This window comes from Escherichia sp. KTE172 (assembly GCF_000408845.1).
In the GTDB taxonomy this organism is placed as follows: Bacteria; Pseudomonadota; Gammaproteobacteria; order Enterobacterales; family Enterobacteriaceae; genus Escherichia; species Escherichia coli.
Genome location: NZ_KE137316.1, coordinates 1,187,134 through 1,209,714, shown reverse-complemented (window position 1 = coordinate 1,209,714; position 22,581 = coordinate 1,187,134). Strand labels below are relative to the sequence as shown.

Annotated in this window: 17 protein-coding genes; 8 read left to right on the top strand and 9 right to left on the bottom strand. The window is 52.1% G+C overall.

The window, feature by feature from the left end:
• The first annotated feature begins 56 nt into the window (after nt 1-56).
• The 5 genes from bglX (at nt 57) to yehW (ending at nt 6,239) form a co-directional block, all read left to right on the top strand.
• Entirely contained in the window at nt 57-2,354 is a 2,298-nt protein-coding gene (gene bglX, locus G434_RS17755; protein WP_000871518.1) for a beta-glucosidase BglX, read from the top strand.
• Nucleotides 2,355-2,502: 148 nt separating this feature from the next.
• A complete protein-coding gene (osmF, locus tag G434_RS17760; RefSeq protein WP_001131232.1) occupies nt 2,503-3,420 on the top strand; it encodes a glycine betaine ABC transporter substrate-binding protein OsmF in 918 nt (305 codons plus the stop codon).
• A gap of 6 nt (nt 3,421-3,426) precedes the next feature.
• On the top strand, nt 3,427-4,584 hold the full coding sequence (yehY, locus tag G434_RS17765) for a glycine betaine ABC transporter permease YehY (RefSeq protein ID WP_000220845.1): 1,158 nt from the start codon (nt 3,427-3,429) through the stop codon (nt 4,582-4,584).
• Complete coding sequence (yehX, locus tag G434_RS17770) at nt 4,577-5,503, top strand: glycine betaine ABC transporter ATP binding protein YehX (RefSeq protein ID WP_000569372.1); 927 nt, start codon at nt 4,577-4,579, stop codon at nt 5,501-5,503. The genes yehY and yehX overlap by 8 nt, the downstream gene beginning before the upstream one ends.
• 4 nt (nt 5,504-5,507) lie before the next feature.
• A complete protein-coding gene (gene yehW / locus G434_RS17775) occupies nt 5,508-6,239 on the top strand; it encodes a glycine betaine ABC transporter permease YehW (protein ID WP_000783145.1) in 732 nt (243 codons plus the stop codon).
• Here the strand turns inward: yehW and G434_RS17780 are convergent.
• Together G434_RS17780 and mlrA are read right to left on the bottom strand one after the other, a co-directional pair.
• Entirely contained in the window at nt 6,220-6,327 is a 108-nt protein-coding gene (locus tag G434_RS17780) for a protein YohO (RefSeq protein ID WP_001216963.1), read from the bottom strand. The genes yehW and G434_RS17780 overlap by 20 nt on opposite strands.
• Nucleotides 6,328-6,386: 59 nt before the next feature.
• On the bottom strand, nt 6,387-7,118 hold the full coding sequence (mlrA, locus tag G434_RS17785) for an HTH-type transcriptional regulator MlrA (RefSeq protein ID WP_001240398.1): 732 nt from the start codon (nt 7,116-7,118) through the stop codon (nt 6,387-6,389).
• A gap of 221 nt (nt 7,119-7,339) precedes the next feature.
• Between mlrA and btsS the strand changes: the two genes are divergently transcribed.
• Genes btsS through G434_RS17800 form a run of 3 tightly spaced genes read left to right on the top strand, consistent with a single transcriptional unit; the run spans nt 7,340 to nt 10,258 of the window.
• A complete protein-coding gene (gene btsS / locus G434_RS17790; RefSeq protein WP_001309587.1) occupies nt 7,340-9,025 on the top strand; it encodes a two-component regulatory system sensor histidine kinase BtsS in 1,686 nt (561 codons plus the stop codon).
• Entirely contained in the window at nt 9,022-9,741 is a 720-nt protein-coding gene (btsR, locus tag G434_RS17795) for a two-component system response regulator BtsR (protein WP_000598641.1), read from the top strand. Before btsS ends, btsR begins: the two co-directional genes overlap by 4 nt.
• 46 nt (nt 9,742-9,787) lie before the next feature.
• Entirely contained in the window at nt 9,788-10,258 is a 471-nt protein-coding gene (locus G434_RS17800; RefSeq protein ID WP_001295430.1) for a YehS family protein, read from the top strand.
• A 41-nt stretch (nt 10,259-10,299) separates the two neighbouring features.
• Here the strand turns inward: G434_RS17800 and G434_RS17805 are convergent, their stop codons facing one another.
• From G434_RS17805 to yehI, 7 genes are all read right to left on the bottom strand, one after another.
• A complete protein-coding gene (locus tag G434_RS17805) occupies nt 10,300-10,761 on the bottom strand; it encodes a YehR family lipoprotein (RefSeq protein WP_001295429.1) in 462 nt (153 codons plus the stop codon).
• A gap of 124 nt (nt 10,762-10,885) precedes the next feature.
• On the bottom strand, nt 10,886-12,886 hold the full coding sequence (locus tag G434_RS17810) for an SWIM zinc finger family protein (protein ID WP_001309586.1): 2,001 nt from the start codon (nt 12,884-12,886) through the stop codon (nt 10,886-10,888).
• Entirely contained in the window at nt 12,883-14,019 is a 1,137-nt protein-coding gene (locus G434_RS17815; protein WP_001292789.1) for a VWA domain-containing protein, read from the bottom strand. The genes G434_RS17810 and G434_RS17815 overlap by 4 nt, the downstream gene beginning before the upstream one ends.
• On the bottom strand, nt 14,012-16,291 hold the full coding sequence (locus G434_RS17820; protein WP_001294442.1) for a DUF5682 family protein: 2,280 nt from the start codon (nt 16,289-16,291) through the stop codon (nt 14,012-14,014). Before G434_RS17820 ends, G434_RS17815 begins: the two co-directional genes overlap by 8 nt.
• A gap of 10 nt (nt 16,292-16,301) precedes the next feature.
• Complete coding sequence (locus G434_RS17825) at nt 16,302-17,390, bottom strand: ATP-binding protein (RefSeq protein WP_001309585.1); 1,089 nt, start codon at nt 17,388-17,390, stop codon at nt 16,302-16,304.
• A gap of 1,183 nt (nt 17,391-18,573) precedes the next feature.
• A complete protein-coding gene (locus G434_RS17840; protein ID WP_000116029.1) occupies nt 18,574-18,879 on the bottom strand; it encodes a hypothetical protein in 306 nt (101 codons plus the stop codon).
• A gap of 60 nt (nt 18,880-18,939) precedes the next feature.
• Nucleotides 18,940-22,572 (bottom strand): DUF4132 domain-containing protein YehI, encoded by a 3,633-nt coding sequence (yehI, locus tag G434_RS17845; protein WP_000356851.1) that lies wholly within the window; start codon nt 22,570-22,572, stop codon nt 18,940-18,942.
• Nucleotides 22,573-22,581: the final 9 nt, after the last annotated feature.

Genomic DNA, 22,581 nt, shown 5'->3' with positions numbered 1-22,581 from the left:
ACGGTTTTTGCACTATTTTCGCTGCCTCGTCGGGCAACAGAGGAAGAAAAATCCATATGAAATGGCTATGTTCAGTAGGAATCGCGGTGAGTCTGGCCCTGCAGCCAGCACTGGCAGATGATTTATTCGGCAACCATCCATTAACGCCCGAAGCGCGGGATGCGTTCGTCACCGAACTGCTTAAGAAAATGACAGTTGATGAGAAAATTGGTCAGCTGCGCTTAATCAGCGTCGGCCCGGATAATCCGAAAGAGGCGATCCGCGAGATGATCAAAGACGGTCAGGTTGGGGCGATTTTCAACACCGTAACCCGTCAGGATATCCGCGCCATGCAGGATCAGGTGATGGAATTAAGCCGCCTGAAAATTCCTCTTTTCTTTGCTTACGACGTGCTGCACGGTCAGCGCACGGTGTTCCCGATTAGCCTCGGCCTGGCCTCGTCTTTTAACCTCGATGCGGTGAAAACAGTCGGGCGTGTCTCTGCTTATGAAGCGGCAGATGATGGCCTGAATATGACCTGGGCACCGATGGTCGATGTCTCGCGCGATCCGCGCTGGGGACGTGCTTCCGAAGGTTTTGGCGAAGATACGTATCTCACTTCAACAATGGGTAAAACCATGGTGGAAGCGATGCAGGGTAAAAGTCCGGCAGATCGCTACTCGGTGATGACCAGCGTCAAACACTTTGCCGCATACGGTGCGGTAGAAGGCGGTAAAGAGTACAACACCGTCGATATGAGTCCGCAGCGCCTGTTTAATGATTATATGCCGCCGTACAAAGCGGGGCTGGACGCAGGCAGCGGCGCGGTGATGGTGGCGCTGAACTCGCTGAACGGCACGCCAGCCACCTCCGATTCATGGCTGCTGAAAGATGTTCTGCGCGACCAGTGGGGCTTTAAAGGCATCACCGTTTCCGATCACGGCGCAATCAAAGAGCTGATTAAACATGGCACGGCGGCAGACCCGGAAGATGCGGTGCGCGTGGCGCTGAAATCCGGCATCAACATGAGTATGAGCGACGAGTACTACTCGAAGTATCTGCCTGGGTTGATCAAATCCGGCAAAGTGACGATGGAAGAGCTGGATGACGCTACCCGTCATGTACTGAACGTTAAATATGATATGGGGTTGTTTAACGACCCATACAGCCATTTGGGGCCGAAAGAGTCTGACCCGGTGGATACCAATGCCGAAAGCCGCCTGCACCGCAAAGAAGCGCGTGAAGTGGCGCGTGAAAGCCTGGTGTTGCTGAAAAACCGTCTCGAAACGTTACCGCTGAAAAAATCGGCCACCATTGCGGTGGTTGGGCCACTGGCGGACAGTAAACGTGACGTGATGGGCAGCTGGTCCGCAGCCGGTGTTGCCGATCAATCCGTGACCGTACTGACCGGGATTAAAAATGCCGTCGGTGAAAACGGTAAAGTGCTGTACGCCAAAGGGGCGAACGTCACCAGTGACAAAGGCATTATCGATTTCCTGAATCAGTATGAAGAGGCGGTCAAAGTCGATCCGCGTTCGCCGCAAGAGATGATTGATGAAGCGGTGCAAACCGCGAAACAATCTGATGTGGTGGTGGCTGTGGTCGGTGAAGCTCAGGGGATGGCGCACGAGGCCTCCAGCCGTACCGATATTACTATTCCGCAAAGCCAACGTGACTTGATTGCGGCGTTGAAAGCCACTGGTAAACCGCTGGTGCTGGTGCTGATGAATGGGCGTCCGCTGGCGCTGGTGAAAGAAGATCAGCAGGCTGATGCGATTCTGGAAACCTGGTTTGCGGGTACGGAAGGGGGTAATGCGATTGCCGATGTATTGTTTGGCGATTACAACCCGTCCGGTAAGCTACCGATGTCCTTCCCGCGTTCTGTCGGGCAGATCCCTGTGTACTACAGCCATCTGAATACCGGGCGTCCGTATAATGCCGACAAGCCGAACAAATACACTTCGCGTTATTTTGATGAAGCTAACGGGGCGCTGTATCCGTTCGGTTATGGTCTGAGCTACACCACTTTCACCGTCTCTGATGTGAAACTTTCTGCGCCGACCATGAAGCGTGACGGCAAAGTGACCGCCAGTGTGCAGGTGACGAACACCGGTAAGCGCGAAGGGGCGACGGTAGTGCAGATGTACTTGCAGGATGTGACGGCTTCCATGAGTCGTCCGGTGAAGCAGCTGAAAGGCTTTGAGAAAATCACCCTGAAACCGGGCGAAACTCAGACCGTCAGCTTCCCGATTGATATCGAGGCGCTGAAGTTCTGGAATCAACAGATGAAATATGACGCCGAGCCTGGCAAGTTCAATGTCTTCATCGGCACTGATTCCGCACGCGTTAAGAAAGGCGAGTTTGAGTTGCTGTAATGCTTTAGTAAGGGCGCGACGTTTGCGCCCTTTAAGTATTTATCTGATTCTGCAACTGAATCTGCCCAGACAGGCTAACCCTGTCATTATCAACTATGCTTTTCTCTTAATTCGCTGAAAACAACAGTAAAAGAATGAGGAAAGCATCATGCCACTCTCAAAGCTCTGGGCAGGTTCATTGGTTTTGTTGGCAGCCGTGAGCCTGCCGCTACAGGCGGCTTCCCCCGTTAAGGTCGGTTCAAAAATCGATACCGAAGGCGCGCTGCTCGGCAATATCATTTTGCAGGTGCTGGAAAGTCACGGTGTTCCTACGGTAAATAAAGTGCAACTGGGAACGACTCCCGTGGTGCGCGGGGCGATTACTTCCGGTGAACTGGATATCTATCCGGAATATACCGGCAATGGCGCGTTTTTCTTTAAAGATGAAAACGATGCGGCATGGAAAAATGCCGGGCAAGGCTACGAGAAAGTCAAAAAACTCGATGCAGAGCAAAACAAGTTAATCTGGCTGACGCCCGCGCCTGCAAATAACACCTGGACTATCGCCGTGCGTCAGGATGTGGCAGAGAAAAACAAACTCACTTCGCTTGCCGACCTGAGTCGTTATCTGAAAGAGGGCGGCACCTTCAAACTGGCGGCCTCGGCAGAATTTATTGAACGCGCCGATGCGTTACCCGCGTTTGAAAAAGCCTATGGCTTTAAGCTCGGTCAGGATCAGTTGCTGTCACTGGCTGGTGGCGACACGGCGGTGACGATCAAAGCCGCTGCCCAGCAAACCTCTGGCGTTAATGCGGCGATGGCTTACGGCACTGACGGCCCGGTCGCGGCGCTGGGGCTGCAAACCTTAAGCGATCCGCAAGGCGTGCAACCTATCTACGCGCCTGCACCAGTGGTGCGTGAGTCGGTGTTGAAAGAGTATCCACAAATGGCACAGTGGCTACAGCCAGTCTTCGCCAGCCTCGATGAAAAAACATTGCAGCAACTGAATGCCAGCATTGCTGTGGAAGGACTGGATGCCAAAAAAGTGGCTGCCGACTACCTGAAACAAAAAGGGTGGACGAAGTAATTTCCCGTGACTTATTTCCGTATTAATCCTGTTCTGGCGCTGCTGCTGTTGCTGACGGCAATCGCAGCGGCGCTGCCGTTTATCAGTTACGCGCCTAATCGTTTAGTTTCGGGTGAGGGGCGTCATCTCTGGCAGCTGTGGCCGCAAACGATCTGGATGCTGGTGGGCGTTGGTTGCGCCTGGATGACAGCCTGTTTTATTCCCGCTAAAAAAGGCAGCATTTTTGCACTCATTCTGGCGCAATTCGTCTTCGTATTGCTGGTGTGGGGAGCAGGAAAGGCGGCGACACAACTGGCACAAAATGGCAGTGCGCTGGCGCGTACCAGCCTCGGCAGTGGTTTCTGGCTGGCTGCGGCGCTGGCATTGCTGGCCTGTAGCGATGCCATCCGCCGAATCTCCACGCATCCGCTGTGGCGCTGGTTGTTGCATATGCAGATTGCCATCATTCCGCTGTGGTTGCTGTATTCCGGCGCGCTTAACGATCTCTCGCTAATGAAAGAATACGCCAACCGTCAGGATGTGTTTGACGACGCGCTGGCACAACATCTGACGTTGCTGTTTGGTGCGGTGCTGCCTGCGTTAGTGATTGGTGTGCCGTTGGGCGTCTGGTGCTACTTTTCCACTGCGCGGCAGGGGGCGATTTTTTCGCTACTCAATGTCATTCAGACCGTGCCTTCGGTGGCGCTCTTTGGCCTGTTGATTGCGCCGCTTGCCGCGCTGGTTACGGCCTTTCCGTGGCTGGGTAAGCTCGGCATAGCAGGAACCGGAATGACACCCGCACTGATTGCGCTGGTGCTCTATGCCTTGCTGCCGCTGGTGCGCGGCGTGGTAGTCGGCTTGAACCAGATCCCGCGCGATGTGCTGGAGAGCGCCAGAGCGATGGGGATGAGCGGGGCGCAGCGTTTCCTGCATGTTCAGTTACCGCTGGCGTTACCGGTATTTCTGCGCAGCCTGCGGGTGGTGATGGTGCAAACTGTAGGTATGGCGGTGATTGCGGCGTTAATCGGTGCAGGCGGTTTTGGTGCGCTGGTTTTCCAGGGGCTGCTAAGCAGTGCCATTGATTTAGTGTTGCTGGGGGTGATCCCGGTAATTGTTCTGGCGGTGCTGATCGATGCGCTGTTCGATTTGCTTATCGCACTGCTGAAGGTGAAACGTAATGATTGAATTTAGCCATGTCAGCAAACTGTTCGGCATACAAAAAGCCGTTAACGATCTCAATCTCAATTTTCAGGAGGGGAGTTTTTCGGTGCTGATTGGTACATCAGGCTCCGGTAAATCCACCACTCTGAAAATGATTAACCGCCTGGTGGAGCATGACAATGGCGTGATCCGCTTTGCCGGAGAAGAAATTCGCTCGCTGCCAGTGCTGGAGTTGCGCCGCCGGATGGGCTATGCCATTCAATCTATTGGCCTGTTTCCCCACTGGAGCGTGGCGCAAAATATTGCCACCGTGCCGCAATTACAAAAATGGTCACGGGCGCGGATCGACGATCGTATCGACGAATTAATGGCGCTACTGGGGTTGGAGCCAAATTTGCGTGAGCGTTATCCGCATCAGCTTTCCGGTGGTCAGCAGCAACGTGTGGGAGTGGCGCGCGCACTGGCTGCCGATCCGCAAGTCTTACTGATGGATGAACCTTTTGGCGCGCTGGACCCGGTAACGCGCGGCGCGTTGCAACAAGAGATGACGCGCATACACCGTTTGCTGGGGCGTACCATTGTGCTGGTCACTCATGATATTGATGAGGCGCTACGACTGGCAGAACATCTGGTGTTGATGGATCACGGTGAAGTGGTGCAGCAGGGCAATCCGCTGACGATGCTGACTCGTCCGGCGAATGATTTTGTCCGCCAGTTTTTTGGGCATAGTGAACTGGGTGTCCGCCTGCTTTCGTTACGTAGTGTGGCGGATTACGTGCGTCGCGAAGAACGGGCAGAAGGTGAGGCACTGGCAGAAGAGATGACGCTACGCGATGCGCTCTCCCTGTTTGTCGCGCGGGGATGCGAGGTGCTGCCGGTGGTGAACACGCAGGGCCAGCCTTGCGGCACGCTGCATTTTCAGGATCTGCTGGTGGAGGCGTAAGCGTATGAAGATGTTGCGCGATCCGCTGTTCTGGCTCATTGCTTTGTTTGTGGCACTGCTTTTCTGGCTGCCTTACAGCCAGCCGCTGTTTGCTGCCTTGTTCCCACAACTGCCACGACCCGTTTATCAGCAGGAAAGCTTTGCAGCTCTGGCACTGGCTCATTTCTGGCTGGTGGGAATTTCGAGTTTGTTTGCGGTGATCATTGGTACTGGTGCCGGAATTATTGTTACTCGCCCGTGGGGCGCGGAATTTCGCCCACTGGTGGAAACTATTGCCGCCGTTGGGCAGACTTTTCCGCCCGTTGCGGTGCTGGCGATTGCCGTTCCGGTGATCGGCTTTGGTCTGCAACCCGCGATTATCGCCTTGATCCTTTACGGCGTGCTGCCCGTCCTGCAGGCGACACTTGCCGGGCTGGGAGCGATTGATGTCAGCGTGACAGAAGTTGCGAAAGGTATGGGAATGAGCCGTGGTCAGCGACTGCGTAAGGTCGAGCTACCGCTGGCGGCTCCGGTGATTCTGGCGGGCGTGCGAACTTCGGTGATTATCAACATTGGTACGGCGACGATCGCCTCAACGGTAGGGGCCAGCACGCTGGGTACGCCCATCATCATCGGGCTTAGCGGATTTAATACCGCGTATGTGATCCAGGGGGCGTTACTGGTGGCACTGGCGGCGATCATTGCAGACCGCCTGTTTGAAAGGCTGGTGCAGGCGCTTAGCCAGCACGCAAAATAAAGGTATAACCTGCGAGCATGACGCCACCAATTCCGCCTAACGCCATAAACAGGAACAGGGCGATGACCCCAATTTTAGCTATGCGCATGATGCACTCCTTATGTTAACGAAAGGATTGTACAGTAAAGCGCATTTGTTAACGAATGATTAAATGCCGAGTGGGAAAATATCATGGCCTTGTTCCTGCCAACTGGTGAGTTGCTGCTGTTGGGCGGAGGTTCGATTTTCACCGCACCACACCAGCAATGTACGGCCTTCGAACAGTTCAGGGCGTAGTTGATTGAGCGAGTGGGCGAGGACATCAATGCGCCATCCTTGTTGACTGGCAATCCAGCCCTCCAGCCACAGACGGGTGGTATCGTGAATATTCCAGCCAACCACCAGCGCATCTTTACCCTGTTTTTTACGTGCCGAAGCCAGGCAAATGGCGATGTAGTTGATCAGTACGCCGTCGAGGATCGCCAGCAGCGCCTGGAGAGTCGGTTGTTGGCACTGAAGTCGTCGGCGCAGAGGAATAAACAGATGTGTGGTGAGCGTCTGGGCGGGGTAATCCTGACCGCGCTCTTTGATCCACGTTCGCAGGCTATGCAGATTGCCGCTTTGCAGGTAAGTCAGTAATGTTTCTTGCTGATCGCGCCAGCCGTTCTGCACATCAACATTTTCATTACTGAGCAGCATTTTAACTTTGCTGACCTGCACGCCGTTGTCGATCCAGCGTTTGATCTCGCGGATCCGGTCAATATCGGCATCGTTGAACAGCCGATGGCCGCCGTCTGTCCGTTGCGGTTTCAGCAATCCGTAACGCCTCTGCCACGCGCGTAACGTGACAGGGTTAATATCACAAAGCAACGCCACTTCACCAATTGTGTAAAGCGCCATCGTCTCACCCTTGCTCGCGAGGTCCCGGTTTAACTTTAGACGCAGTTTTGCGAACCAGGTAGTTTTGCCCGTTTTTTGTGCATCTATAGGGTGATTTTATTTTTGCCAGGCGATTTTGAGTGATCGTACTCACGAATTCTCATTTTTCTGCAAGAGTTCAAAGAAAGTTAAACGCAGGCAATGTATGTTACGCGTTTTAAAGGGAAGTGTGGTTTGCGGGTATGTACGATTTTAATCTGGTGTTGCTGCTGCTTCAGCAGATGTGCGTTTTTTTAGTCATTGCGTGGTTAATGAGTAAAACGCCATTATTCATACCGTTAATGCAGGTCACGGTTCGTCTGCCGCATAAATTTCTCTGCTACATCGTCTTTTCCATCTTCTGCATCATGGGCACCTGGTTTGGGTTGCACATTGACGATTCTATTGCCAATACCCGTGCGATAGGCGCGGTAATGGGCGGCTTACTCGGCGGTCCGGTCGTCGGTGGGCTGGTTGGTCTGACCGGCGGGTTACATCGATATTCGATGGGGGGCATGACCGCGCTAAGTTGCATGATCTCGACCATCGTTGAAGGGTTGCTCGGCGGCCTGGTACACAGCATCCTGATCCGTCGCGGGCGCACTGATAAAGTCTTTAACCCCATTACCGCCGGTGCCGTCACGTTCGTCGCTGAAATGGTGCAAATGTTGATCATCCTGGCAATCGCCCGACCTTATGAAGATGCGGTGCGTCTGGTGAGTAATATTGCTGCGCCAATGATGGTCACCAATACCGTCGGCGCGGCGCTGTTTATGCGTATATTGCTCGATAAACGCGCGATGTTTGAAAAATACACTTCGGCTTTTTCTGCCACTGCGCTAAAAGTGGCTGCCTCGACGGAAGGCATTTTGCGCCAGGGGTTTAACGAAGTGAACAGCATGAAAGTGGCACAGGTGCTGTATCAGGAGCTGGATATTGGTGCAGTCGCGATTACCGATCGAGAGAAATTGCTGGCCTTTACCGGAATTGGTGACGATCACCATTTACCCGGCAAACCGATTTCTTCGACTTACACCTTAAAAGCGATTGAAACCGGTGAAGTGGTCTACGCTGATGGCAACGAAGTACCTTATCGTTGCTCTTTGCATCCGCAATGCAAACTGGGGTCGACGCTGGTAATTCCGTTGCGTGGTGAAAATCAGCGGGTGATGGGTACCATCAAATTGTATGAAGCCAAAAACCGTTTATTCAGTTCAATCAATCGCACGCTGGGTGAGGGGATTGCGCAACTGCTTTCGGCGCAGATCCTCGCCGGGCAATATGAGCGGCAAAAAGCGATGCTCACCCAGTCAGAGATCAAACTGCTTCACGCCCAGGTGAACCCCCATTTTTTGTTTAATGCGCTTAACACCATTAAAGCGGTGATCCGCCGCGACAGCGAACAGGCCAGCCAGCTGGTGCAGTATCTTTCCACTTTTTTCCGCAAAAACTTAAAGCGGCCTTCGGAGTTTGTTACTCTCGCCGACGAAATTGAACATGTGAACGCTTATCTGCAAATTGAAAAGGCGCGCTTCCAGTCGCGGTTGCAGGTCAATATTGCTATTCCGCAAGAATTATCCCAGCAGCAATTGCCCGCGTTTACCCTGCAACCGATAGTGGAAAACGCCATTAAACATGGGACATCACAACTGCTGGATACAGGGCGAGTGGCGATCAGCGCCCGACGTGAGGGGCAACATTTGATGCTGGAGATCGAAGACAATGCCGGTTTGTATCAACCGGTAACCAATGCCAGTGGGCTGGGGATGAATCTGGTGGATAAGCGTTTACGTGAACGGTTTGGCGATGACTATGGGATAAGCGTCGCCTGTGAGCCTGATTGTTACACCCGAATAACGTTACGACTACCATGGAGGGACGAGGCATGATTAAAGTCTTAATTGTCGATGATGAACCGCTTGCACGGGAGAACCTGCGCGTATTTTTGCAGGAGCAGAGCGATATTGAAATCGTTGGAGAGTGTTCAAACGCCGTAGAAGGGATCGGCGCGGTGCATAAACTGCGCCCGGATGTGCTGTTTCTCGATATCCAGATGCCGCGCATCAGTGGTCTGGAAATGGTGGGGATGCTCGACCCCGAACATCGACCGTATATCGTTTTTCTCACCGCGTTTGACGAATACGCTATTAAAGCCTTTGAAGAACATGCCTTTGATTATCTGCTGAAGCCAATTGATGAAGCGCGACTGGAAAAAACGCTGGCGCGATTGCGTCAGGAGCGCAGCAAGCAGGATGTTTCGCTGTTACCGGAAAATCAACAGGCGCTGAAGTTTATCCCTTGTACGGGGCATAGTCGGATTTATTTGCTGCAAATGAAAGATGTGGCATTTGTCAGCAGTCGGATGAGCGGTGTCTACGTTACCAGCCACGAAGGGAAAGAGGGCTTTACCGAATTGACATTACGTACCCTGGAAAGTCGTACACCACTACTGCGCTGCCATCGTCAGTATCTGGTTAACCTCGCGCATTTACAGGAGATTCGTCTGGAAGATAACGGCCAGGCCGAGTTGATTTTGCGTAATGGCTTAACCGTGCCGGTCAGCCGCCGTTATCTGAAAAGCTTAAAAGAGGCGATTGGCCTTTAAAAGACTGCTAAAATGGCTTTTTGCCTCATCAACACCTGAAGGCCTCATGCTAAGTAACGATATTCTGCGCAGCGTGCGCTACATTTTGAAAGCCAATAATAATGACCTGGTGCGTATTCTGGCGCTGGGTAATGTCGAAGCCACCGCGGAACAGATCGCCGTCTGGCTACGTAAAGAAGACGAAGAGGGTTTTCAGCGTTGTCCGGACATTGTTTTGTCGTCATTCCTCAATGGCCTGATTTATGAAAAACGCGGCAAGGATGAGTCTGCTCCGGCACTGGAGCCGGAACGTCGCATTAATAACAACATCGTGCTGAAAAAATTACGCATCGCGTTTTCGCTGAAAACCGATGACATTCTGGCGATCCTTACCGAACAGCAGTTCCGCGTTTCGATGCCGGAAATTACGGCGATGATGCGTGCACCGGATCATAAAAACTTCCGCGAATGCGGCGATCAATTTTTACGTTATTTTCTGCGTGGACTGGCAGCGCGCCAGCATGTGAAGAAAAGCTAAGACGGGTATGGCGGCCATGCAAAAACATGGCCGCCGACAGATTATTTCACTTCTTTAAAACCAGCGGCTTTCATCACCAGTTCCATTTGCGCCATAGTGATACCTTTTTTGGCATCTTCAGCAGAAACGTTGATTCCTGAAATACCCTGCAGGGCTTTAAAATCCACTTTTTCCATATCGATAGTCACGTTTTCCTGCGCGTAAGTATCGGTATAGGTTAATTTTTCTTCAACACCCGCGATGTTTTTGTATTTGGCGCTTAACGGCTCAAGTGTCTTGGCAGCATCTTCTTTGGTGGTTGCACCAATGGAGGCAAATTGAATTTTGGTTTCAGAAGATTGCTTAAGCACCTTGTCACCTTTGTAGACATAGGTAATGGCAATTTCAGTACCGTTCAGATTGGCGCTGAATTTTTTCGATTCTTCTTTGTCACCGCAGCCAGCAAGAGAGAAAACCAGAACAGATGCAACAACGAGGGAAAACAGCTTATTGAAAGCCTTCATGTAAAACTCCATTTTATTTAATCAAGAAACTGGTGACTCTCACCAGGGGCTATATAGGATATGCCTAATACCGTGGCGTGAGCAGTCCGGAACTGGAGTGGAACTCTTAGTAAAAAGCACTATTTCATCCTTGTTGCTGAAGCATGGGGAATAATTGTTCGCAAATCAAAACACCGTTATTCATTGCTTCTACCCGTGCCTCGCTTTCTGTATTACGAAATTGTGCCAACACATGTGCCAGCCGATAAAAACCGACCGCGGTGAGGTCATTCGCCAGCAACTCTGCCTGACCAATAGCACTCTGTTCCTGATAGCGCCAGCCGTTATGGAGCAGTTGAATAAGTAACGCCTGGCAGCGCATCAGCAACTGATGAGCGGTAGACGGCACAGGCAAAACGCTGGCAGAAGGTAGCGGTGCCACAGGCGCAGTTTCTGCGTCCAGCGCCCAGGCGCGGGTTTTTGTCATCATCACCCGTGGTTCCAGTGTCAATTGCCCCTCTACAAAGCTGACAAAGCCAGAAACCAGACTCACGGGGTCGTCTGTTTGTTGCAAAAGCGCCGCCATGCGTTCAACGGCAAAAGGAGAACAGGCAGATGCCGGAAGGGATAACGTCAGCACATTATCTTCCCCTTCGCCGCTAATGACCTGCGCATCCAGTGTCTGGCGGCTGCTATCCCAACCGAGCGAAATACACTCAGCGACCGGCAGAATAAATAAGTTATCGACCTGGTTGAGTGGTCGTATGCAGGCGGGGGGACGCTGGCGTAAATATTCCCGCAAAGCCACAATGCCTGGCTGGCGCAGCGGCGCACTCAACATTTGCCAGGCGTCTGGCGACAGTGGAACAACACTACTCAAGCGGTTGCGGGTAGCTAATAGCAGTTCGCCATCGGCACTGCGTTTTGCTGCTTGTGAAACAATTTGCCCACCTGCCAGTGCGCCAGCCTGAAAACTAAACAGCCGACGTTTTGCAGCGGGAGCGTTTTCTTGTTCGCTTCTCGGCCAACTACGCGAAAGATGCAAAATACTGCCGGTGTCGGGATCGGTGAACCAGATGCGTAAACCATACTGCTCAATATCCTGCCAGCAACGCATACCTAAAGACACCAGCCGCAGATGATCAAGCTTTGCTTCTCCGGCAATGCCAGCGCCAACGACCGTGCGCCACGGTACAGGAGGAACTTCACCGATACTGTCGCGCCGGGCCATCTCTTGTGCGCAATTTAATCGACTGTTTAATGCCGCAAGCTGACGTAAGCATTCTCCGGCATGATAGTGGCTGGCGCGGGCGTGGAAGGCATCAACGCTGGCGCGCAGTTGCCGTAGCGATTCACTCACCCATCGCCAGTTGCAGCGTTCCGCCGTCTGCTGTGCGCGGCTGAAAGCGGCCTCGTAATGGATTGGCGGCTGGCTGATGCCGCCCAGCCATAATGCCTGACTTAATTGCTGAACATATTGACGACACGCGTTGCCCTCTTCGCTGGCAAACGGATCGTCAGATGGTGTGACGTGTTCGCTGCGCATCTGCCAGATTAAATGAGTAAATTCCGCTTGCTGAGTTTTGGCCTCGACGAAGGCCTGCACAGCCAGTACGACATGTTCGCAAAGTGTGCCGTCAATACAATCACAACGGGCGAAACGAATACTGCTGCGGGAATAAAAACGCACATCGCTCATCGGTAAGCGGGCAGAGGGAATTTCGCCCGGCGTACAGAACAACTCAATGGTGATGCCTTTAGCGACCAGCGCCTGTGCGCGTTTGCGGGTGGCATCGGGAAGGGTAGCCAGTTCTTCCAGCCAGATTGCCGGATCCCACTCTTCTTCTTTTTCCGTAGGCTGGGTGGTGGCGCAAAGTCGCTGATAACTTAAAACCAGCATCACGCGATGGCGGCACATGCCGCTGGCCCCGCAGCTGCACTGAGCCTCTTTCAGTGCCTGACCGTTCGCCAGCTGGGTGCGGACACCGTCACTGAAGGTGGCGATTAAAGCGCCGTTCTCATGGCTGATCTCCGGGACGTTGCCATTTTCCAGTTCCTTAAGACTGCGCTTAACAAAACCGGCATTGCTTAACGCCGTCAGGGCCTGCGGCGTGAGTTCTAATAATTCCGGACGTAGTGAATTCATGACTGCAAATTCTCCGCAAGCCAGGTAGCGAGTTCGCCCGGCGTCATCGCGGCTATTTGTGCGCCGACATTAACCAGCGTCAGGGCCATATCGCGGTCATAGCAAGGCGTTGCGGTGCTATCGAGCGCCGCCAGTCCCAGCACTTTGATGCCGCTCTGGACACACTTTTTCACCTGATGCGTCAGCATGGATGATGAACCCCCTTCATAAAAATCGCTCACGAGGATAATGACACTTTTCGCTGGTTGTTCAATAAGTTGCCGACCATACTCCACGGCACTGGCGATATTGGTCCCGCCGCCCAGTTGTACTTTCATTAATAACTCTACCGGATCAGCAACGTCTGCCGTGAGATCAACGACGCTTGTGTCAAACGCCACCAGATGGGTACGAATGCCGGGTAACTGCCATAAACAGGCCGCCATCACCGCTGAGTGGATCACCGAGTCAACCATCGATCCGCTTTGATCAACCAGTAAGACCAGTTGCCATTGATCGCTATGGCGCTTAATACGGCTGTTAAAGCGGGGGGATTCGATATACAACTTGCCGTGTTGCGGATGCCAGTGTTGCAGGTTGGCACGCAGCGTACTTTTGAAATCGAAATTACGCGCCAGTGGAATAAATGAGCGACGGCGGCGATCGCGGACACCAGAAAAAGCCTGGCGAACTTCCTTTGCCAGTCGCGCCATAATTTCTTCAACAACCTGGCGCACTATCCGGCGGGCGGCAGCCAGCACTTCGGGATTCATCAGATGTTTGGTGTGCAAAACGGCGCGTAGCAGGCTTTCAGAAGGCTGCATACGTTCCAGCACGTCGAGATTCGTCACCACATCTTCAATGCCGTAGCGCAGTACGGCATCGCTTTCCAGCCGCTCAATCACCTGTTGCGGAAACAGCGTGTGAATACTGTTGATCCACTCAGGGGTAGTGAGATTTGAGCCACCTAATCCACCGGAGCGTTCACCACGCTGGAGCCGTTCAGGATCGCGCCCATACAGCCACTCCAGCGCGTGATCTATTTGCCGGGCATTGCCATCCAGCCCACAAAGCGTCGTTTCTGCCGCTTCGCCAAGAATTAATCGCCAGCGTTGTAGCTCACGGGTGGTCAGAAGATCGTTCAGTTCAGACATGGAAAACTCCCCAGTGTTGCAGCGATCCCAGTGCCTGCTGTTCGAGTTGTTGATGATGTGCAATGGCTTGCGGTGGACAATGCAACGGCATTTGCAGCGCTGAAACGGGAAGCTGTGCGAGCTGGTAATGCTCAAGCACCTGATGCGCCAGCGTCCCGCGTTCTCGTGGCGGTAGCCAGGCCATCGCCGCGCGTAAATCGGGCAGGGCGTTAATAAAATCGGCATCACTCAGTTGATTTAAATGACTACTGAAACCGGCGATAAATGCCGGCTGACAGGCCAGTTGATGGCGGGCCAGCGCCAGCAAACCGTGCAGCGCCTCGCCGGATTGTGCCGGGGATAATTGCGCCAGCATCGTCAGCGCCGCTTCGGCACTGGCGTTGGGATGTTCCAGACGCATCAGTGCGCCAAGAGCCGCGCCGCGATCCAGTGCCGGGGCATGAACCGCCTGACTGCAGCGCTCCAGTAAGGCCACCGCCGCAGAAAGCGAAACGCCGGGTAAATTAACGCCGCTATGTAGATCGCGCAGGATATGGCAAAGCGCCTGCCAGCTATGCAGGTGAGCGTGAAACTCCTTTTCCTCCGGTCTGCCGTTGGATTCACACAGCCAGAGTGTGCGATCGATGGCCGCGCATAATGTCGTTTGTAATATCTGCGCGCCTTGCATACCGCTAATTTCATCCAACCGCCATAAGGCATATAGCACTTCCAGCGCCTGGCCCATTTCGGCAAACTGATTTTCCTGGGCGATTAATAATGTAAGTTGCTCCAGTAATTGTTGACTGAAGGACGCCAGACCCGCTAACGCCGCCTGGCTAAGACATGTGGTGATACTGCCGATTCCACCCGCGTCCAGCATATCGGCTTCTAATTTATTACGTGCGGCTTCCTGGAGTGTGGCGCCAAAGCATGCGGCCTCAATTAATGCCGCATGCTGGCTAAGCGGCTGGGTTAATTTCCACTGTTCTTCACCGTTACCCGCAAGCGTCAGTGTACTTCCGTGCTGGCGCACAATGCCGGGAATCTCCAGTATTGCCAACCGATGCAGCACCTGGCTTTGCGCCAGTCCATCGGGGGTAAAGCGATTTAAGGTAAGCTCCGCCGGAAAAGAGATTCCTGTACGTTCCAGTTCGCAGGTGACATCTTTTGGCAGAGGCGGCTGTGGCGTAGAGGGGGCAAGTTTACCGAATCCGTCACCCGCTAATGTGTCTATCAACGTTAGCAGAATCGGATCGGTATCGGGATGAATAACTCCGCGATAGCTCCACGGCAACGGCGCGTTCAAGGCTTCTTTAATCAGCGAGCCTGCTATGGCATCCAGCCAGTCAGTGCGTAACGGTAGTGTATGACCGCGCAACTGTGCCAGCGCCATCGCATGCAGATGAGCGGCAGCCATATCAGCGGTAGAAGCGGGCAATTTGTGCTGGCGCAAACGGGTAAGAACCGTTTTCAGCAGTTGTTCACCTGCCTGCTGCAAGCCCCACCGCCAGCACCAGTTTTGCCAGACCGGGGCAGGCATACCGGAAAGGTATCCTGCCAGCACATCAAGGCGCTTTTCACTGTAGGGGGTGAGATAACAACCTGTAACGGCATCTGCCAGCGAGGGCAATTCCGGCGTGTTAATTTCCTGCGTGTATTCGCGCCACATCTTTGCCAGTGCCGGAGCATGCCAGCCGCCGCAGACGACTAACACGTCCCCATTATTTTGCTGCATCGCCCATCCAATCCAGCGGGCCATAAAGGCTTCGCGCTGACGATTGAGAGCATCTCCGGGGGAATCGCCCCGCAGTTGTGCAAAATAGTGCGCCAGTGCAGAGGGTAATATAGTTTGCTGGCTTTCATCTTCGAATAAGTGATCCCACAGGGTATCGCTGTTATCCATGCGGGTGGCACGCAGCAGTAAGGTCTGGATTTCCTCTTGCGTATCAGGCGAATCGTCCTCTTCTTCACTCTGTGCCCAGCAAGGCAAATCGATGAAGTAAGTTTGTGCCTGAATACGACGTGCGGCTTGTAGCGCCTGCCACTCCGGCGAAAATTCAGCAAATGGCGTCCAGGCACCACGCCCGGGGGCCGCACCGTCCTGATACTGGCAATAACTGTAAATAGCTACCGGAAGCTGGTGGGCTAACAACAGTTCGTCTACCCGGTCATTAAAATCAGCCGGGCCTTCAATCAACACGTATCGTGGCCGCTGGCTTTCGATTAACGATTTCACCAGCCGGGCGCAGGCCGGACTATGATGCCGGATGCCGACAATTAACGGCTCGCTCATGCATCTTTCCTCACGGCAAGCGGTGGCGAGCTTGATAATAAGCCTGCCAGTGAGCTTCTTTATGTGTGGCGACGCGCTGTTCGAAGTAACGGCGCAGACGCGCGCGATCTTCTTCGTTATCTTTGACGATGGTTCCGGCAATACAGTCCACCAGGTCGGCAGGCTCCCCCGCGCGATTCGCTAAAAACCAGGCGCGGACGCCCACTGCGTGGGCCACGTTCACGGCTTCAGCGGTGGACATAATCGCTGTCAGTGTATCCATTGACGTTTTCTTTTCGCCGTTGGCACGCAGATCGCGGAAGGTGCGGACCAGTAACTCCAGTACCGCGTCAGGCACTTTATGCGGAATACCGCTATGGGCCATCAAACGCGCCGAAGCACTGGCGACAAGCTCCAGCTCCTGAGCGAAATCCATAATCGGAAAGACAGTTTCAAAATCGAAACGACGCTTTAGCGCAGCACTCATTTCATTGACGCCGCGATCGCGGGTATTGGCAGTGGCAATAATGTTAAAGCCTTCTCGCGCATAGAGTTGACTGGCTTCACCAGTGAGTTCCGGCACCGTCATCACCCTGTCAGAAAGCATACCTAACAGACAGTCTTGTACTTCCAGCGGTGTACGCGTTATCTCTTCAAAACGGACGATTTTGCCGTCGCGCATTCCCTGGTAAAGCGGGGCAGGGACCAGTGCTTCCGTTGACGGACCATGGTTGATAAGCAGGGCGTAGTTCCAGCCGTACTTGATTTGATCTTCAGTAGTAGATGCGCCGCCCTGGATGGTTAACCCGGCATCGCCGCTAATAGCGGTTGCCAGTAATTCAGACAGGAGAGATTTTGCGGTGCCAGGTTCCCCCACCAACATCAAACCGCGCCCGGTGGCAAGAGTGACTAACATACGTTCGACAGCGGAGGGACTAATCACCACTTTACGGCTAATATTTTGCGCGCTATCGCCAAGGATAAAAGCACGGGCCGCAGGTAAACTTAACTGCCAACCGGGCGGGCAAGGAGCGTTATCATTTTGTTTTAATTTTGCCAGTTCATCGGCGTATAACACAGCAGCAGGCGGACGCTGCAGATGATTATTCTGCGGTGACATATATTCATCCCTGAAATGTATTAATGAAATAAACGATATTTTACGCGCAATAAATGTTTGGCGCATTAGTTGTTTGAGCGAAAAATATCTGGAAAGCAGATCACAGTAAATAAAAAAACCTGCTGGTGAGGCAGGTTCTTTTATTTACTATTTTCAGGCCCAACACCGCAGCCTGTGCAACATCGTGTTCCAACGAACGAATTATAACCATCGGTGGACCCCGTTGCAATTAAGATAATGAGATTTATAATCCAGACGGTTGGGACGTTGCGCCGGATCGGACCAATTTTAAGTCCTGGCTACCGGACGGGTGGTGCTGCAGGTGGTGCCCTGATCCGGAGTGCAACATCGTGGTCCAACATACGTAAACCGGTATCGACAGGCAGTGTAAGGGTAAGGTGCTGGTGTTGCGCTCCTTAATAAGGAGAGCGAATGGACACGCTGACACAAAAGTTAACCGTGCTCATTGCTGTACTGGAGCTATTAGTGGCTCTGTTACGGTTGATTGATTTGTTGAAGTAACGGGCAAATTGAAACGCATCTAAGGGGGAAAACCGCTTCCCCCTTTAATAAAATGATTACTGTTTTTATTAATTCATCATATAACTCATTTTTATTTATAAATTCATCGATTTTATATTCAACGTACCGTTTAACCGGGATGTGAATATTTATGGTGGGCTATTGGCAAAAAATATCTGGAAAGTAGATCGCAGAAAATAAAAAAACCTGCTGGTGAGGCAGGTTCTTTTATTTACTACTTTGATGTTAAGTTACTGATAGTGCAACATGGCATCTCAACGAACGAATTATAACCACCTCTGGACAGTGTTGCAATTAAGATAATGAGATTTATAATCCTGACTGTTGGGAAGTTGCGCCGGATCGAACCCATTTCAAGTCCTGGCTACCGGACGGGTGGTGCCGCAGGTAGTGCTCTGATCCGGAGTGCAACATGGCGACTCAACATACGTAAACCAGTATCGACAGGCAGCGTAAGGGTAAGGTGCTGGTGTTGCGCTCCTTAATAAGGAGAGCGGATGGACACGCTGACACAAAAGTTAACCGTGCTCATTGCCGTACTGGAGTTATTAGTGGCTCTGTTACGGTTGATTGATTTGTTGAAGTAACGGGCAAATTGAAACGCATCTAAGGGGGAATACCGTTTCCCCCTTTAATAAAGCTATTTTTCTATTTCTTGGTTGAATATATTCTGTAGTTCGCGATTAAAAATTGCTATTACCGTTTCAGGTGATTCACCTCGTAATTTCCGCTCATCAATAAACTCATCTCTTATATAAATCAACGCATCATTTATTAGCGGGTCGGCATCATTAAATGTTGGATGTAGCTGGAACCGTTCCAGTCGGTAGACGGAACCTGTAAATAATTCAGAGCATTTATGGATCTCAAGTCTGAAGGAAAACGGATCTTCAGGTACAGGGACCTCATAATTGTAAATAGCGACCAGCTCTTTTTGCACGCTCATCGCTTTTCCCGATGGTAAGTCGTGTTGATAACGGGCAGTCGCATCACTGCCCGTTGTGTTTTAATGGAAAATGACGTCGGGTGCGCTTAACGCCTCACTCAAATCAAACACATCAAGTTCGGCAAAAGTGACAGATTTATTGTCACGGTATACATGAAGAGAACGGAAGCTCATTAGCGCTTTGCTATCAACATTGTAGTGGTTAAAACCGGGTGAAAACTTAAGGACCAGCCGGTACGCACCCAGGTCATAGACAAATGCGTCCTCATAGCCTGACTCCCAGCCTTTGTATCGCATTCCCATCAGTTGCCCAACGGTAGCGGATTTACCTTCCCAGCGATTCAAACTATTACTGGCTGACTCGTCAGGTGTGAGCAGCACCGTACGCCGTGCCAACTGGCGAAAAGGCGGCATAATTTCGTAATCGGCAAAAAGCTGTGCAAATTCACTGCGCATTTCTGCTGTCATTTCTAACGGGTGGGCAATGCCAATCAGAGCATCGGCAGGCAGGTCAATTGGCTCATCTTGCTCATTGCAGAACTCCCCCTCAGCGGCCACACGAAAGGCGTTGAGTAAACAACGCGGTTCATTTGCCGGATAAACACCCCATATCAATCGCTGAGTAACCAGGCGGGTAAAGGGATGATTAACAAACAGAGAATGAAAATCTGCCAGCGACCAGCGTCGGGTGGTGCGCAGGGCAGTTTCAAGACGCGGGAGCAGGTTTTTGCTCACCTGAGTAGCATCTTTTTTTAGCCCTTTTAGTCGGGCCAGTGCCTCGGGTGCTTTCAGTTGATCGTCATCGGCGCGCAACCGGGGAACGCTTTTCTGGCGAACGTTTTGCTGATCAAAGATAACCGGGTTAAGGTTTTCATCGAAGCGAACGGTAAATTGCCGTGGACCAAAATCAAAAATCAACGCCTGCGGATCATCAAGACCCAGCGTTGGGACTAATCTGTCCGCTAACTGTTCCTGGCTTAGACCGCGATTTTCTGCGACCACATGAAGAAATTCCGCCGCGTTATCACGTAAGGGGCGGGATTTCGCCCGTTGCGATATATGATGCAGCTGTATCAGTGCCATATCATTATTCATCTGAGTAAGTATATTCAGACCACTGACGGCACGGGCAGATTTGCCCTCTTGTGGCCAGGCGAGAATCAGTGTCGTCAGATCCCGTGCCGTGCTTTCGTCGCCAAAGAGACTTAACGCCAGAAATGCCCAGTTGTCTTTTGCGGGAGCACCAGCTTGTTGCCACGCGGTGAAAAGATCCCAGGCAAAGGCTGCCAACGTTTGCGGCTGGCAAAACGTTTTCAGCTGTTCCAGTCCGCAATAAAAACGTCCGCCTTGGGTAAAGCGCAGCATTTCGCCGATAATTTCCAGAGCGTCATCAGTAACAGGCTGATTATTCGTGATAAGGCGCGGCCTGGACCACATTGCCGGCTGCCAGAAATCAGGGGCTTTTGGAATGCGTGTCGGGTAAATCTCTATTGGACTCTGTTTAAGTAAATGCTCCAGGGCAGGCCATACATCTGTACGCTGCCAGCGGTTTGCCACGGTTTGCAGTAACTCGCCATGCCCCTGTTCGTAAAGTAAACGCAGGGCAAGTAATGCAGCTTCGCTATTATCGCTGGATTTGGTGAAGACAAGAGGGATAAGTGCAGTAGCTGTATGTTCCGGCCAATGTAAAATCCACTGGCGAGCCAGATCACGCTGCGCCGCGAAACGTCGCCAGACGCGGGCAACGGGCAGGGCCAGTTCGGTTGCGCCGAAATTTAAAATTAATGGAAATGTTTCTTTTGGACGATGTGAAAAAGCCAACAGCAGACCTGGTAGAGCATCCAATCCGAAGATACTGAGAAAATAGTCCTCACCCGCAGACAGATGCTTTTTCTCATTGATACGTAGCCAGAAAGTCAAAGCTATCTCACGCGGCAACTGCGCCAATAAATACAGGTTCCAGATACTCTTTTCCCGACGATAGCGTGAGTAGCTGTCATTTTCCCATATGTTAATTAACACTTCTACGTGACCGTTGCGAAGCGCCTGTTCTGCTAATTGAGCTTCCGGGGAGCTCCAGCCATTCATGATCTCTTCAACCCGCCCTGGGTAGTAATGCCACTGAACAATGAGTGAATTGCATGCAGCATCCAGTTTTCCGGGGAGTATATAATTCAAAAACAGCCATACATCATCTCCAAAACCCAGCTCCTGTAATACAACTCGTCCACTTTTTTGTTCCATGCGTTCCGCAAGAGATTCCGTGCTGAAATAACGGGCAGACTCAGTGGCGGCAAGCCTCTCTCGTTCGCCTGGTTGCCAGTAAACTTGCGGCGTTAATTCGAACGGTGCCAAATCAAGACGTGGAACTGTCATTTTTTTCTTACTACGCCACGGTGGTGAAACGAGGATTTCAGGCATTTGGCTGTTATCGGTGCTATCAATAACCGTTTTGGACGGTGCCGATAAAAAACTATTCAGCACTGCCCGGGCTTGAGTACTTAACCACGGCATCACCTCTTCTGCCAGTTGTGGCTGCAATGCCATCAGCGTTTGTAACAGCGTACGCCAGTATTCATCTCGAGCTTTTTGCTGTGCAGGCAGCTTTTTGTCTTCGATGATTGGATAACCAGGGCGTGCAGGCGGTTCTTTTAACGCCAGAAGCTCTGCCAGTGCGGCAAGCGTCGCATGGGGGAAGTTTTTACTGTATTTAGCCACACGTTGCAGGCTGGGTTTGTTTTTATCAGCAACTAACAGCAAGATGCGGATGACCTGCGGATGGTTAATTTGTACCAGCAGACTGCCGCAATCTTCTTTATGGGCATACATTGCCAGGCGTGGAACGGCTGCCAGTCCTTGTTCGCGCAAAAGGGCAGCGCAGGCCGCGTAGCCGAAGTGGTTTTCATGCGACATGTAGCTGGCTTCCCGATCGCTAAATATATCCTGGCTCCAGTAGCGTTCGAGTTTTCTCACCGCTCTGGGGTCATTAGCAACAACTTTTAACCACTCCTTAGAATGAAAATGAGTCCACGGGCATTCAAGGCTTACCAACTCATTGGCGATTTCTGGTTTTTCCGGGAGGATCAGAGCAATAAAAGGGCGGCGAACTTTGGTTATTCCTGGCAGTGCGGCAATGAGTTTGTCGGCGCAACGCTGCCAGCTGCTTTCCTCTGCCAGAGAGAGATGCTTACGCAGTCGGAGATCGAATTCGTTATAGGTTTCTGATCGATAACCATAGCCATAATCCTCGTTCTGATACTGCAATGTCACTAGCAGAGGATCACTTTCATAACACCGTGCAATAAACTGGCGTGCAATCACCACCTCAGTCGCATATTCCAGTCCCTCTTGTTGGACGATTTCGTCGAGCAACTGTTGGCTATCATTTTGCGCGATACAGGCTAGCGCCGCCATTGTCCGGGCCGGAACTGAGGGTTTGTGTTCTCCGATCAAGTTGATGGCCTGCGTAATGGCCGACTGCCACTCCAGTGAAAAATTTTCATAACGCCAGACAATGTTTTTTTTCTTCTCAGCTTTTTGTAGCAATTCATCACCCAGTGTCTGGATGAGGCTTTCAGTGATAACAGGCACTGGTTCGCCCGGCCAACTGCGATGGCTGAGCGGCGTTTTGCCTTTTTTATATTTCAGTTCCACTTGGGCGTTATCCGCCAGCCACGGTAATTCCTTGTCCATGCTCTTTCC

Bases quoted from the DNA above. Each gene is read 5' to 3' on its own strand.
- bglX (WP_000871518.1), top strand. From the start codon at position 57: ATGAAATGGCTATGTTCAGTAGGAATCGCGGTGAGTCTGGCCCTGCAG.
- osmF (WP_001131232.1), top strand. From the start codon at position 2,503: ATGCCACTCTCAAAGCTCTGGGCAGGTTCATTGGTTTTGTTGGCAGCC.
- yehX (WP_000569372.1), top strand. From the start codon at position 4,577: ATGATTGAATTTAGCCATGTCAGCAAACTGTTCGGCATACAAAAAGCC.
- yehW (WP_000783145.1), top strand. From the start codon at position 5,508: ATGAAGATGTTGCGCGATCCGCTGTTCTGGCTCATTGCTTTGTTTGTG.
- G434_RS17780 (WP_001216963.1), bottom strand. From the start codon at position 6,327: ATGCGCATAGCTAAAATTGGGGTCATCGCCCTGTTCCTGTTTATGGCG.
- mlrA (WP_001240398.1), bottom strand. From the start codon at position 7,118: ATGGCGCTTTACACAATTGGTGAAGTGGCGTTGCTTTGTGATATTAAC.
- btsS (WP_001309587.1), top strand. From the start codon at position 7,340: ATGTACGATTTTAATCTGGTGTTGCTGCTGCTTCAGCAGATGTGCGTT.
- btsR (WP_000598641.1), top strand. From the start codon at position 9,022: ATGATTAAAGTCTTAATTGTCGATGATGAACCGCTTGCACGGGAGAAC.
- G434_RS17800 (WP_001295430.1), top strand. From the start codon at position 9,788: ATGCTAAGTAACGATATTCTGCGCAGCGTGCGCTACATTTTGAAAGCC.
- G434_RS17805 (WP_001295429.1), bottom strand. From the start codon at position 10,761: ATGAAGGCTTTCAATAAGCTGTTTTCCCTCGTTGTTGCATCTGTTCTG.
- G434_RS17810 (WP_001309586.1), bottom strand. From the start codon at position 12,886: ATGAATTCACTACGTCCGGAATTATTAGAACTCACGCCGCAGGCCCTG.
- G434_RS17815 (WP_001292789.1), bottom strand. From the start codon at position 14,019: ATGTCTGAACTGAACGATCTTCTGACCACCCGTGAGCTACAACGCTGG.
- G434_RS17820 (WP_001294442.1), bottom strand. From the start codon at position 16,291: ATGAGCGAGCCGTTAATTGTCGGCATCCGGCATCATAGTCCGGCCTGC.
- G434_RS17825 (WP_001309585.1), bottom strand. From the start codon at position 17,390: ATGTCACCGCAGAATAATCATCTGCAGCGTCCGCCTGCTGCTGTGTTA.
- G434_RS17840 (WP_000116029.1), bottom strand. From the start codon at position 18,879: ATGAGCGTGCAAAAAGAGCTGGTCGCTATTTACAATTATGAGGTCCCT.
- yehI (WP_000356851.1), bottom strand. From the start codon at position 22,572: ATGGACAAGGAATTACCGTGGCTGGCGGATAACGCCCAAGTGGAACTG.